This is a genomic window from Dactylosporangium sp. NPDC006015 (assembly GCF_040614215.1).
Taxonomy (GTDB): Bacteria; Actinomycetota; Actinomycetes; order Mycobacteriales; family Micromonosporaceae; genus Dactylosporangium; species Dactylosporangium maewongense.
Genome location: NZ_JBEXUD010000006.1, coordinates 1 through 13245, shown reverse-complemented (window position 1 = coordinate 13245; position 13245 = coordinate 1). Strand labels below are relative to the sequence as shown.

Here is a 13245-nt window from a genome sequence, read left to right as displayed (position 1 = left end):
CCGGTAGTTCTACGGATCCACCGGACCGGTCCGGGTCGCGATGCTGGGGGCATGCCCGACGTGACTCCGCTCCCCGATGCCAGACGCCTGCGGGTCAGGCCCCTCGCCCGCGGGGAGGTCGACGTGTTGCAGGACGTCTTCGACGGCCTGTCGGTGCGGTCCAGGTATCTGCGGTACCACACGGCGATGACCAGCCTGACCCCGGCGAACCGGGCCGCACTGTCCGCTGTGGACGGCCGGCGCAGGATCACGCTCGTCGCCGAGCGGATCGGGCCCGCCGGGTGGGTCGCCGAGGGGCTCGGTCATCTCGTCGCGACCGGGCCGGACCGGGCCGGGGTCGCCGTCGAGGTCGTCGACGCGGCGCAGGGCCGCGGCGTCGGCCGGACGCTGCTGCGGCACCTGGTGACCGTCGCGGAGGCCCTCGACTACCGCGTCGTCGAGGCGGACGTGCTCACGGCCAACACCCCGATGCTGCGGCTGCTGGGCCGCCTGTTCCCGGACGCCCGCACCACCCCGGCGACCCCGGCCGCCACAACGGTGGCGGTCGAGGTCCGGCTCGGCTGAGCGGCCTGGACGCACGCTTGAACGGGGGCCAGCCGGACGGGCTGCAGGCCGCGCTCGTCGCCGACGGGTCGGTTAACCGGTGGCCGGTGGTTGCCGGCGGCGCCTACGATCCGGGCATGGCGAAGGGGCGTGGCACCGCGGGCCTGCGCCCCGTCCAGGATGTCGTGTCCCGGATCCGGTTCGACGCGACCCTCGACGCGACACGGTTCGTGGTCGGCTACGAGGAGCGGGGCGCCGGGGTCAGGGAGACGCCGCTGTCCCTGTTCGTCGCCGGCGGGGACGTGCCGTGGCACCGGGTGCGGTACGTGAAAGCCGGCAACCGCGTCGTCTGGGACCGGCAGGCGCGGATCGACCTCGTCTTCGGCACCGGCGACACGCCCGCCGAGGACCTGTCCACCGTGCCCGCCGCTGCCGCTGGGCCCGCCGCTGGGCCCGCCGCTGGGCCGCGCCGGCAGGTGGCGTTCGACGCGTCCGCGTGCCTGCGGTTCGACCCGTCCACCGGCGCGTGGGTCCCCGCCGGGCCCGCCGGCGACGTGCGGGCCGACGCGCTGCAGGTGGCCACGTTCAACGTGCTCTCCGATGCGTACGACCGCGACCTTACCTACCCGGGGCTGCGCATCCCCGCGTGCGTCGAGCTCCTGGCCGGCCTCGACGCCGACGTCGTCGCGCTGCACGAGGTCACCGCGGCGCTGTGGGAGGCGCTGCTGGACGCCGCGTGGGTCCGCGCCGGCTACCACGTCTCCGCCGGCCCGGACCCGGAAGCCGGCTATGGCACGGTGCTGCTGTCGCGGTGGCCGATGACGATCGAGGTGCACCGGCTCAGCACGTACAAGCGGACCATCGTCGGCAAGGTCGGCCTCAACGGCCGTCAGGTCGGTTTCGTCGCCGCGCACCTGACCAGTGACCACACCGCCGGGGCGGAGCAGCGCCGGGAGCACCAGCTGCGCATCATCGACGAGCGGCTCTCCCGCGGCGACCTCGGCGGCGCCGTCGTCCTCGCCGACGTCAACTTCGGCGACGACACCCGCCCCGACGTCGCCGGCTACACCGACGCGTGGCGGGCGCTGCACCCGCACGACGCCGGCTTCACGTTCGACCCCGCCGTCAACCCCCTTGCCGCGGTCGCGTCCCGCACCGGGCGGTCGCTGCGCCTGGACCGGATCCTGATCCGCTCCGGCACCCCGGGCGGGCTCGTCCCCCTCGCCGTGGAGCGGTTCGGCGACCGGCCGTTCGACGGCGAACGGTTCGTCTCCGACCACTTCGGCGTCACCGCGCTGCTGCAGGACGCGGCACCGTCCACTGTGGTCACCGCCGCTTCCGTGCACACGTCGGCGCTGGTACTGCGCCCGCCGCCCGCCGTGTGGGCGCCGCTGCAGGCGATCCGTGCGGCGCACGACCCGTCGTTCCGGCGCTGGATGCCGCACATCAACCTGGTGTACGGCTTCGTCCCCGACGCCTCGTTCGCCGAGGCCGAGCGGGCGGTGCGCGAGGCGGTCGCCAGCCTCGGGCCGCTGCGGATCCGCCTGTCGCGGTTCCGCACGTTCGCGCACCACGGCAGCACCACGGTGTGGCTGGCGCCCGACCCGGCCGAGCCCCTGCTGGAGCTGCAGGCGGCGCTGGCGCGACGGTTCCCGGGCTGCGCCGAGCAGGACAGCCGTGGCGGGTTCACGCCGCACCTGACGGTCGCGAAGCTCACCGGGCCCGACGTGGCGTCCACTGTGGAGCGCTGGCAGGCGGCGTGGCACCCGGTCGAGTTCACGGTGTCGGCGGTCGACCTGATCAGCCGGCGCGGCGACGAACCCTTCGAGGTCCGGCGCAGCGTGCCCTTAGGACCTGCGCCAGCCCCCGCGCCCTCCTCCGCGGCGGCGCCCATGCCGGCGTGGAGCGCCCTGCCGTCGCCCTCGCACCAGGTCGCCCTCGACGCGGTCGCCGAGGCCTGCGCGGCCGTCGACCCGGGCGGGCGGCTGCACGTCGCCGGGTCGGTGCGGCTCGGCGTCGGCGGCCCGTCGACCGACCTGGACCTCGTCTGGCAGACCACCGGCGCCCTCGCCGACCTCGCCGATCTCCTGCCAGGCGCCAGGCTCGCCGGCACCGTCGTCCCCGTCGTCCGTGCGACGGTCGCCGACGTCGGCGTCGACGTGCAGCGGGTCACCGTCGACCCGCTGTCGGACCTCGACCTCGGGTCCCTCGACGACGCCGACCTGCGGGCGGTGCTCGCGATCCGCGACGCCGACGCGCTGCCCGCCGCGGACCCCGCGTTCCGGTCGCTGCTCACCGCGGTCCGCGCCTGGTCCCGCGCCCGCCAGCTCGACGGCGCCGCGTGGGGCCTCGTCGGCGGGTTCACCTGGGCGGTGCTGGTCGCGGAGGCCCGCGCCCACCACGTCACCGACCTCGCCGGCTTCCTGCGGCACTGCGCCCGCCACCCGCGCCGCCCCCGCCGCGGCGAGCGCCACGCCTACTGGCCTGTCTACTCCCCCGCCCCGCCGGGCGTGAACACCACCCGCACGATGACCCGCTCCACCGCCGCCGTGCTCCAGGACGCCTTCGAGGGCCGCGGCGGCTCCCAGTCCCACGAGCGCCGGGTCCTGCTCACCGGCGACGTCGAGGGCCGCGTTCTGGGCCTGGTCCTCGCCCTGGAGGACGCGGGCGCCAGGGTCCGTCCGTACCCCCGAGCCGCCGCCCTCGGCGTCGACGGCGGCGACCCCGACGCCCTGCGAGCGGCCGTCGCCGAGTCCGGCCTGCCCGCCCGCCTCGTCCAGCCCGCGTAGGGCCACGTCGCGGAGGCCGCCGGGCCGACGCACGACGAGCTGCGGCAGCTGCGCTCCTGGCCGACCGTCCGACGGGCGCCACCGGCGCGGCGGCGCCCGTCAAGGTCACCGCCGCGCGACGGCGCACGTCCAGGTCACACCCGCGCGACGGCGACGCCGGGAAGCGTCACAGCCGCGCGCCGGCGACGCCGGGAAGCGTCACAGCCGCGCGGCGGCGACATCGGGAAGCGTCACAGCCGCGCGGCGGCGGCTGTCAGGAAGGGTCACAGTCGCAGCCAGACCGACGTGTCCGGGGGCAGCAGGTCGCCGTCGAGGGGGCCGCTGGCGAGCAGGACCGTGCCGGGTGGCAGCGGCGCCGGGGTCTGGGAGAGGTTGACGACGCAGGCGAAGCCGCCCTCGCGGGTGAAGGCGAGCACGTCCGCCGGGGCGTCCAGCCACGCCATCGGGCCGTCGCCGAGGCCGGGCTCCGTGCGCCGGACGGCGAGGGCCCGCCGGTACAGGCTGAGCATCGACGACGGGTCGGACGACTGCCGCTCGACGGTGTACGCGGCCCAGCCGGCGGGCTGCGGGAGCCAGCCGGGCGCGGCCGGTGGGGACGACCACGGCAGCGGGACGCGGCAGCCGTCGCGGCCCGGGTCGGCGCCGCCGGTGCGGGCGAAGATCGGGTCCTGGCGGGCCGCGGCCGGCAGGTCCTCGACCTCGGGCAGGCCGAGCTCCTCGCCCTGGTAGACGTAGACGGAGCCGGGCAGCGCCAGGGTGAGCAGCGCGGCGGCGCGGGCGCGGCGGGTGCCGAGGGCCAGGTCGGTCGGGGCGAGGTGCCGGGTCTGCCGCAGGTGGTGCTCGAAGCCGGTCTCGGCCCGGCCGTAGCGGGTCACGTGGCGGGTCACGTCGTGGTTGGACAGCACCCAGGTGGCGGGCGCGCCGACGGCGGCGTGCGCGTCGAGGGTCTCGTCGACGCAGCGGCGCAGCGCCTTGCCGTCCCACGGGCAGCCGAGGAAGTCGAAGTTGAACGCGGCGTGCAGCTCGTCCGGGCGCAGGTACTGCGCGAAGCGGTGCGGGTCGGCGAGCCAGACTTCGCCGATGAGGGCGCGGCCGCCGGGGTAGCTGTCGGCGACGCGGCGCCAGGCGCGGTAGATGTCGTGGATCTCGTCGCGGTCGTTCCACGGGTGCGGGTCCGGCGGCGACGCGGGGTCGAAGTCGGGCAGCGCCGGGTCCTTGGCGACCATCGCGGCGGAGTCGATGCGGATGCCGTCGACGCCGCGGTCGAACCAGAACCGCAGGATGTCCTCGAACTCCTCGCGGACGATCGGGTTGTCCCAGTTGAAGTCGGGCTGGCCGGCGTCGAACATGTGCAGGTACCACTGCCCGTCGGCGACCTGCGTCCAGGCGGGCCCGCCGAAGATGGAGCCCCAGTCGTTCGGGGGCAGGTCACCCCGACCGTCGCGGAACCAGAAGCGGTCCCGGTAGGACGGGTCCACGAGGGCCCGCTGGAACCAGGCGTGCGCGACGGACGTGTGGTTGGGCACGACGTCGATGATGATCCGGATGCCGAGGGCGTGCGCCTCACCGATCAGCGCCGTGGCCTCGTCCAGGGTGCCGAACGCCGGGTCGATGTCACGGTAGTCCGCGACGTCGTAGCCGGCGTCCGCCATCGGGGACGGGAACCACGGGCTGAACCAGATCGCGTCGACCCCCAGGTCCCGCAGATACCCGAGGCGGGCCCGGACCCCGGCCAGGTCGCCCACGCCGTCGCCGTTGTGGTCGGCGAAGGACCGGGGGTAGATCTGGTAGATGGCCGCGTCGCGCCACCATCGGGTGTCTGCTGTGGACACTGGAGGTCCCCGCTTTCTGTTGGCAGTTGATCGGTTTGCTTGTAGTGCGGCGCGGCAGCGTCGCATGGGGGGCTCCGGGGTGGGAACCCCCCGGCCGGCCTACGGCGCTGCCGCACCGAAGCTGGTGACTGCGCTAGAAGCCGGAGTTGCCCGGGCCACGCACGAGCGTGTAGCCGGTGTTGTTCAGAAGGCCGCCCGAGGCGGCGCCGGAAACCGTGACGTAGTTGAAGGTCGCGCTACCCGCCGCCGAGATCTCGATGCCGTACGTGCCGGCGCCGGCGATCCTGACGTGGTCGAACGTGACGCCCGAGATGGTGCGCTGCCACGTCATGAGCAGGCCCTGGTAGGAGCTGTCGAGGATGTCGACGTCCTTGACGGTGAACGTTCCCGTGATGTCGCGGGCCTCGGCGTAGAACCACAGGGCGCCGATCGAGGAGCCCCAGTTGCGCTCGTACCCGCCGGTGCGCGTCAGCGTGTTGCGCTGCACGCTCGTGGTGCCGGCGAACGGCTGCGCGCCGTGCCACGTGCTGACCGCGATGCCGGAGGAGGCGTAGACCGTGTCGGAGAACAGGTTGTCCTCGATCCGGTTACCGTTGCCACCGTAGATGGCGGCGGTGTTGGCGAGCATCGGCAGCTGCGCGGTGTTGAACGTGAACGCGCTGTTGGTGACCGGGGCGCTGTTGGACCACATGGCGAGCGCGTCGTCGCCGGTGTTGCGCAGGACGCTCTGGTCGACGCGGGTGTTGCGCAGGTCCCCGTTGAGGTTGACGCCGTCGGCGAACGTGTCACGGATGCGCAGCCCGGCGACGTACAGGCCGTCGGTGCCGCTGGACGCCCACAGGCCGACCTTCGTGTGCTCGATCCACAGGTTGTGCAGCAGCGAGCCGGTGCCGAAGTTGCCTTCCAGGGCCGCGTCGAAGTTGGTGTCGTCGCGGTACCGGACGTCACCGGCGATCGTGAAGTCGGCGAGCTGGACACGCGGCCCGGTGGCGAAGAAGCCGCCCTTGCCGTTCGCGCCGCGGACCGTGGTGTGCCACATGCCGGCGCCGCGGACGGTGACGTTGTCGACGTTGATCCGGGACGTGATGTCCCAGGTGCCGGCCGGCAGCCACAGCGTCCTGCCCTGCGACCTGGCCGCGGCGACCGCCGAGTTGAACGCGCCGGTGTCGTCGCCGCCGCCGGAGACCGCGCCGTAGTCCACGATGGACAGCGAGTTCGACGGCGCGGCCAGCGCCGGCGCGACGACCTCGGTGTCGACGAGGTCGACCGTGATCGGGGTGGCGCCGTCGTTCTGCAGCTTCAGCACGGTGCCGGCCGGGTAGCTGGGCAGCGTGGTGCGGAACTCGTCGAAGAAGCGGTGCGCCTCCCCACCGGCGGGGTTGTTGTTGTACGGGTAGGCGCCGTACACCCAGCTGTAGGTGGAGCTGACCGGCAGGTCCTTGACCTTCGCGCCGCCGGCGTAGACGGCGAGGTTGGCGCTGGTGCCGGTCCCGGCCGCGTTGTCGGGCACCGACGCCCGCACGACCAGGGAGTTGGTCGGCTTCGTCAGCGTGAACTGCACGTACTTGCCGGCGTTGTCGAGGCGGACCGCCCGGCGGCCGGACGCCTCCGCGGCGACGGTCAGATAGGCACGGTCGGGGCCGAGCACAACCCCGTTGGTGCTGCCGTTCTCCGCCTCGTACTCGGTGTACGCGACGGTCGCGCCGCGCGCGGCGAGGGCGGTCGAGCCGGCGACGGCGACGTTGTCGAGGGCGACGTTGCCGGAGTCGCCGCTGTCGTACTGGTAGCCGATCAGGTTGAGCCCGGCCCGCAGCGGCAGGGTCTGCGCCGCGGTGAGCCAGCCGCTGCCTGCGGTCAGCGAGATCTGGCCGACCTTCACGCCGTTGGCGTAGGTGGACAGCGTCTTCGTGCCGCCGGTGCTGTTGGTGTACCGGAGGGTGGTGGCCGCGTTGCCGGCGTCGGTGACGTTGACGGTACGGATGACCCGGGCACCCACGGCGGTGAAGCCCGTCGCGTAGCCGGTGCCGGTGTACCCGCCGATCGAGGTCGCCGTGGTGGCGCCGCCGGACAGGAACGCGGTCTCCAGCTCGGCCCCGCCGGACGCCGGTGGGGTGGACGTCGACGGGGTCGGCGACGTGGCGACGCTCGCGACGACGAGGTTGTCGAGGTTGACGTTGCCGGAGTCGGTGCCGTCGAAGCGGTACGCGACGCTGTTGGTCCCGTTGTTCAGGGTCACCGTGTCGGCTCGGGTGCCCCAGGTGTCCCAGTTGGCGGTCGCGGGCAGCGAGACCTGGGTGAGACGGGAGCCGTTGACGTACAGGGAGAGCGTCATCGCCGACCCTGTGCCGTTGGCGTAGCGCAGGGTCAGCGACGACGAGCCCGCACCGGACCGGCTGACGCTGAAGGTGGTCGCGGCGCTGCCTTTGTTGCCGTCTGTGTAGCCGCCGACGAACCCGGTGCCGGAGTATCCACTGTGGTCGGTCGCGACGGTCGCGCCGCCGGACAGGGCCGCCGACTCGGCCTCGTAGGTGCCGGCGGGCGGCGCCGGGACGTCGGCGACGACGAGACTGTCGAGGTTGACGTTGCCGGAGTCGGTGCTGTCGAACCGGTACGCGACGGAGTTGGTGCCGTTGTTCAGCGACACCGTGTCGACGCGGGTGCCCCAGCTGTCCCAGTTGGCGGTCGCGTTGAGGCTCACCTGGGTGACGCGGGTGCCGTTGACGTACAGTGACAGGGTCTTGGCGGAGCCCGTGCCGTTGGCGTAGCGGAGGGTGAGCGTGCGCTGCGCCGTGCCGGAGACGCCGACGGTGAAGGTGGTGGCTGCCCGGCCCTGGTTGCCGTCGACGTAGCCGGCCACGAACCCGGAGCCGGTGTATCCGCTGTGGTCGGTCGCGACCGTGGCGCCACCGCTCAGCGCGGCGGACTCGGCCTGGTAGGTGGTGGTGGCGGCCTCGGCACGCATCGTGGCGGCGAGGGTGATGGAGGCCGCCGCGACCAGGGTGGCGGCCCCGATCGCGAGCAGGCGGGATCGTCGGAGCATCGTGAAGATCTCCTTGCGGTGGAAGGGGGGTGTATTCAGCCTTTGAGCGCGCCCGCGGACAGGCCGCTCAAGATGCTGCGTTGGAAGACGGCGAACACGACCACCATCGGGATGCTGGCGATGGCCAGGCCGGCGAACATCTCGTTGGGGGTCACGTAGCCGTTGAACGCCAGCCGGCTCAGCGCGACGCTGATCGTCTGGCTGCCGGGGTCCTGCAGCACCAGCAGCGGCCACAGGAAGTCCTTCCAGGCGCCGATGACCGCGAAGATCGAGACCACGGCGAGGACCGGGCGGGACAGTGGCAGCACCACGTGCCAGAGCATGCGCAGCCGCCCGGCGCCGTCGATGCCGGCGGAGTCGAGCAGCTCGTCGGGGATCTGGTCGAAGAAGCGCTTCAGGACGTAGATGTTGAACGCGTTGGCCGCGCCGGGCAGCCACAGCGCCCACGGGGTGTTGAGCAGGTTGACGTGCAGCAGCGGCACGTCGGCGACGGTCAGGTAGCTCGGCACGAGCAGCGCCGCCGCCGGCAGCATCAGGCTCGCCAGCATCCCGCCGAGGATCAGCTTGCCGAAGCGCGGGCGCAGCTTCGACAGCGCGTACGCGGCGGCGACGTCGACGATCAGCTGGAAGAGCCAGCCGCCGAGCGCGTAGAACGCCGTGTTGAGCAGGTAGCGGCCGATGTCGAGCTTCCGCCACGCGTCGAGGTACGTCTCCGGGTGCCAGCTGTGCGGGACGACCGTCGGCACCGGCTGGGCCAGCTCCACCGGCGTCTTCACGGCGCCGGTGACCATCCAGTACAGCGGGAACACGAACACCACGACGAACAGCACCGCGAGGGAGAGCAGCACGACCCGGTACAGCACCGGGTGGCGGCGCAGCTCGCTGTCGGAGACGAGAGAACGCATCAGGACTTCCGGGTGAGTCGCAGGTACACGGCGGAGAACGCGCCCAGCACGACGAACAGCAGCACGCTCATCGCGGCGGCCATGCCGAAGTCGTTGTTGACGGTGAACGCGTAGCGGTAGATGAGCACCATCACCGTGATGGAGTCGGGGTTGGTGGTGCCCGTCAGCTGGTAGGGCTCGATGAACACCTGCATCGTCGCGACGATCTGCAGCAGGAGCAGGACCAGCAGGAGGAAGCGCATCTGCGGCAGGGTCACGTGCCGGATCCGTTTCCAGACGCCGGCGCCGTCGAGCTCCGCGGCCTCGTAGAGATCGCCCGGGATGCTGGCGAGGCCGGCGAGGTACATGATGGTCGCGCCGCCCATGTTGGCCCAGGTGCTCACCAGTACCAGCGACACCATCACCATCCGGGGTGACTGCGTCCATCCGGAGGTGGGCAGGTGCAGCGCCGACAGGGCGGCGTTGAACAGCCCGTTGCCGGGGTCGTAGAAGTACTGCCACAGGATGACCGTGACGATCGGGGGCAGCATCACCGGCAGGTAGACGGCGAAGCGGAAGAACCCCTTCAGGTGGCGCAGCTCGTGGACGACGATCGCCACCGCGAACGGGACCAGGTAGCCGAACACCAGCGCCAGGGCGGTGAAGAACAGCGTGTTCTTCCACGCGGTCCAGAACAGCGGGTCGTCGAGCACGGCCTGGAAGTTGCTCAGGCCGACCCACTCCGGCTCGGTGACGAAGTTGTCCTGCTGAAAGGCGAGGATGATGCCCTTGATGAGCGGCCACCAGCTGAACAGGCCGAAGCAGAGCAGACCCGCCGCCAGGAACGTGTACGCGGTGGCGTTGTCGGCGATCCTGCGCTTGATCCGCCCGTCCCGCGCCTTGTTCACAGGCGGCGCGGGACGGACCGGGGTGATCGTCGCCATCGTTACTTGACTGTCGCCAGGATCTGGTTGGCCTGGGTCTCGGCGTCCTTGAGCAGCTGGTCGATGTTGGCGTTCGGGTCGGTGAGGACCTTCAGCATCGCGGTGTCGAGCACGGCGTAGAGCTGCTGCGCGTTCGGCGGCTCGACCTTCAGCGGGACGCCGGAGCTGGCCGCGTTGAACGGCTTGTAGTTCGCGGCCGGGACGTTGGCGTACTTGGTGTTGGCGGCGATGAGCTTCTGCTCCGACGCGCCGGTCCAGATGTTGGGCTCCGGGATGCCGACCGGCTGGTTCTTCTCCTTGTCGAGGGCCTTGTCGGCGTCGACGCGGTCGGGGTCGAGCTTGCGGAACGCGAGCCATTGCAGGCCGGCCTTGATCTTCGCGGGCGAGAGGCCGGCCTTGAACATGTAGCCGTCGCCGCCGCCGAGGGTGGCCTTGCCGTCGGGGATGACGCCGAGGCCGTAGTCCTCGTACTTGCCCTTGTACTGGTTGACGATGTTGGGCAGGTCGCCGGTGCCGCCGATCATCATGCCGAGCTTGCCGGAGGCCATGTGGGTCAGCAGGTCGGCGTACTCGAGGGCCTGCTTCTCGGCCATCGACTTGTCCGTGAACCGCATGTCCTTGAGCTGCTGCAGCACCTGCTTGCCCTGGGCGTTGTTGAAGCCGGCCTTCCAGGTCTCGCCGTCCTTGACCGCGACGTCGCCGCCGACGGAGTACAGCTCGGCGGTGAAGTGCCAGCCGCCGGTGTTGTTCTTGCTGAAGTCGCCGTAGCCGGTGATGCCGTTGCCGAGCGCGGTGATCTTCCTGGCGGCCTCGCGGACGTCGGCCCAGGTCGCCGGCGGCTTGTCGGGGTCGAGCCCGGCCTGCTGGAACAGGGTGCGGTTGTAGATCAGGCCGAGGGAGTAGTTGGCCGACGGGAGCCCGTACACCTTGCCCTTGGCGTCGCTGAAGACCTGCATCAGGACGGGGCGGACGTCCTTGATCGCCGGCACCTCGCCCAGGTACGGCGTGATGTCGGAGACCTGCTTCTTCGCGATGAGGTTCTGCGGGTCGGTGAAGTAGACGTAGAAGACGTCCTCGAGCTGGCCACCGGCGAGCTTGGCGCTGAACGTCTTCGGGTCCATCTGACCCTCTTTGGCGTCGATCTTGATGTTGGGGTGCTTCGCCTCGAAGTCCTTGACGTCCTTCTCGAAGTTGGCCCGGTTGTACTCGTCGGTGGCGGCGGGCATGCCGTTGACGGTGATCGTCACCGGCCCGCCGGCCGCCTCCGTCTCGTCCGACTTGTCACCGCATGCAGTCAAAAATAGTGATGCTGCCAGGGCGGCGGCTATGGCGACGCGCTTCATGGTGCCTCTCTCTCCACGAGCGGGCGGCGGGCCCGAGGGGGTGTGGCTGCTCGCTCACGACGCGCTGGCGGCGCACGTGCGACGCGACGCGCTGGCGGCGCGCTCGCTCGCGATGCGCTCACGACGTGTGAGGTCCGCGCCGTTGTCACCGGCGCGTGGAGACGAGAGTAGGGCCATGGACATCAGAAAGTCCATAGCTTCTTGCAATCCAATGCAAGAACTCGCTACTTCGCTTGCGTAGTCTTGCAAATGTAGCTGTTCCCGCAGGTCAGACCCGGTTTTTCACCGGCCCGGTGGAGTCGCGGACGATGAGCTCCGGGTCGTAGAGCTGCTCGTCGAGGGCGACCTTGCGCCCGTCGATCTGGGCCACCAGCGACGTGACCGCGGCCGCGCCGATCGTCTCGATCGGCTGGCGCAGGGTGGTCAGCGGCGGGTCGGTGTAGGCCATGTACGCCGAGTCGTCGAACCCGATCACCGACAGGTCGGCGGGCACGTCCAGGCCCTGCTTGCGGGCCGCGCGGATGGCGCCGAGCGCCAGGGCGTCGCTGGCGCACACGACCGCGGTCGCATCCTGCGCGAGCAGGCCGTTCGTGGCCGCCTGACCACCCTCCATCGAGAACATCGTGCGGGCGACCAGCTTGCGCGACGGGCCCTTCACCCGGGCCAGGAACTCGGCGACCTTCCGGTCCGACGGCACGTGCCCGCCGGGCCCGACGACCAGGCCGATCCGCTGGTGGCCGAGGCTCTGCAGGTGACTCAGGGCCAGGTCGACGGCCATCGCGTCGTCGACGCCGACCCGCGGCACGTCCCGGTTCTCGTCCGCGGGGTTGATCAGCACCAGCGGCAGCTTGCGCTTCCGCAGCGCCTCGGCCTGCTCGGGCCCGGCGTCGGCGTAGCTCGCGGCGACGAACACGATGCCCGCGACCTGCCTGGCCAGCAGCATCTCGATGTAGTGCGCCTCGGAGACGCCGTCGGAGGTCCGGGTGCACAGCACCGGCACCAGACCTTGCCGGAACAGCGCGCCGGCCATCGCCTCCGCGTAAGCGGGGAAGATCGGGTTGTGCAAGTCGGGCAGCACCATGCCGACCAGCCGGGCCATCTCGCTGCGGTGCCGGAACGGCCGCTGGTAGCCCATCACGTCCAGCGCGGTCAGCACGGAATCCCTGGTCGCGGCGGCGATCCCGGGCCTGTCGTGCAGCACCCGGCTGACCGTCGCCTCGCTCACGCCGGCGTACTTCGCGACCTTCGACAGTCTCGTGACCACGCCAGCAGTCTAACCAACGGTCATGCAAAAACGCCATCCGCTCTTGCAACGACTTGCACAACTGAGGGTAGTCACGAAAGTTGTTACATTGGCACGTGACCTCGATTCCCGGGCCGGTCCTCGCCGCGCCGATGGCCGGCGGCGCCGGCACCCCCGCACTGCTCGCCGCGTGCGGCGGCGGGTTCCTCGCCGCCGGCTACCTGACCCCCGCGGCCCTGGCGTCGCGGATCGCCGCCGTCCGGGCTGTCGTCCGGGCTGGCGGCGGCTGGTTCGGCGTCAACCTCTTCGCCCCGCCCGAGGGTCCCGTCGGGGACCTGGCGGCGTATGCGGACGAGCTGGCGCCGGAGTTCGCCGTGTACGACCTGGCGCCCGCGGTGCCGGCCGGCGCCGACGACGACCACTGGGCGGAGAAGCTCGACCTGCTGCTGACCGACCCGGTCCCGGCGGTCAGCTTCACGTTCGGCATCCCGTCGCCGTCCACGGTGGCCGCGCTGCGCCGCGCCGGCACGCTCGTCCTGCAGACCGTCACCACCCCGCCGGAGGCCGCCGCGGCCGCGGCGGCGGGCGTCGACGCGCTCGTCGTGCAGGCGCCCGCGGCGGGCGGCC

9 protein-coding genes are annotated in these 13245 nt (G+C 71.8%); 3 read left to right on the top strand and 6 right to left on the bottom strand.

The window, feature by feature from the left end; all coding sequences use genetic code 11:
• Positions 1-51 precede the first annotated feature (51 nt).
• Entirely contained in the window at positions 52-564 is a 513-nt protein-coding gene (locus ABZ321_RS12460; protein WP_344504653.1) for a GNAT family N-acetyltransferase, read from the top strand.
• A 116-nt stretch (positions 565-680) separates the two neighbouring features.
• Complete coding sequence (locus ABZ321_RS12455; protein WP_354890951.1) at positions 681-3332, top strand: RNA repair domain-containing protein; 2652 nt, start codon at positions 681-683, stop codon at positions 3330-3332.
• A gap of 263 nt (positions 3333-3595) precedes the next feature.
• Here ABZ321_RS12455 and ABZ321_RS12450 read toward each other — a convergent pair whose 3' ends face one another.
• The 6 genes from ABZ321_RS12450 to ABZ321_RS12425 form a co-directional block, all read right to left on the bottom strand.
• Positions 3596-5164 carry a glycoside hydrolase family 13 protein gene (locus tag ABZ321_RS12450; protein ID WP_354890950.1) on the bottom strand — a complete coding sequence of 523 codons (1569 nt, stop codon included), beginning with the start codon at positions 5162-5164 and terminating at the stop codon, positions 3596-3598.
• Between the two features lie 133 nt (positions 5165-5297).
• Positions 5298-8204 (bottom strand): CBM35 domain-containing protein, encoded by a 2907-nt coding sequence (locus tag ABZ321_RS12445; protein WP_354890949.1) that lies wholly within the window; start codon positions 8202-8204, stop codon positions 5298-5300.
• Between the two features lie 35 nt (positions 8205-8239).
• Positions 8240-9109 (bottom strand): carbohydrate ABC transporter permease, encoded by an 870-nt coding sequence (locus ABZ321_RS12440; RefSeq protein WP_344504649.1) that lies wholly within the window; start codon positions 9107-9109, stop codon positions 8240-8242.
• Entirely contained in the window at positions 9109-10032 is a 924-nt protein-coding gene (locus ABZ321_RS12435; RefSeq protein ID WP_344504648.1) for a sugar ABC transporter permease, read from the bottom strand. The genes ABZ321_RS12440 and ABZ321_RS12435 overlap by 1 nt, the downstream gene beginning before the upstream one ends.
• A gap of 2 nt (positions 10033-10034) precedes the next feature.
• Positions 10035-11375, bottom strand: a complete 1341-nt coding sequence (locus ABZ321_RS12430) for an extracellular solute-binding protein (RefSeq protein WP_344504647.1) — start codon at positions 11373-11375, stop codon at positions 10035-10037.
• Between the two features lie 268 nt (positions 11376-11643).
• Positions 11644-12639 carry a LacI family DNA-binding transcriptional regulator gene (locus ABZ321_RS12425; RefSeq protein WP_344504645.1) on the bottom strand — a complete coding sequence of 332 codons (996 nt, stop codon included), beginning with the start codon at positions 12637-12639 and terminating at the stop codon, positions 11644-11646.
• Between the two features lie 95 nt (positions 12640-12734).
• Here ABZ321_RS12425 and ABZ321_RS12420 point away from each other — a divergent pair.
• On the top strand, positions 12735-13245 hold a 511-nt coding region (locus ABZ321_RS12420), incomplete at its 3' end, for a nitronate monooxygenase (protein WP_354890948.1).

What these genes read in the sequence shown, in the direction of transcription:
- ABZ321_RS12460 (WP_344504653.1), top strand. Translation starts at nt 52, where the DNA reads ATGCCCGACGTGACTCCGCTCCCCGATGCCAGACGCCTGCGGGTCAGG.
- ABZ321_RS12445 (WP_354890949.1), bottom strand. Translation starts at nt 8,204, where the DNA reads ATGCTCCGACGATCCCGCCTGCTCGCGATCGGGGCCGCCACCCTGGTC.
- ABZ321_RS12435 (WP_344504648.1), bottom strand. Translation starts at nt 10,032, where the DNA reads ATGGCGACGATCACCCCGGTCCGTCCCGCGCCGCCTGTGAACAAGGCG.
- ABZ321_RS12430 (WP_344504647.1), bottom strand. Translation starts at nt 11,375, where the DNA reads ATGAAGCGCGTCGCCATAGCCGCCGCCCTGGCAGCATCACTATTTTTG.
- ABZ321_RS12440 (WP_344504649.1), bottom strand. Translation starts at nt 9,109, where the DNA reads ATGCGTTCTCTCGTCTCCGACAGCGAGCTGCGCCGCCACCCGGTGCTG.
- ABZ321_RS12455 (WP_354890951.1), top strand. Translation starts at nt 681, where the DNA reads ATGGCGAAGGGGCGTGGCACCGCGGGCCTGCGCCCCGTCCAGGATGTC.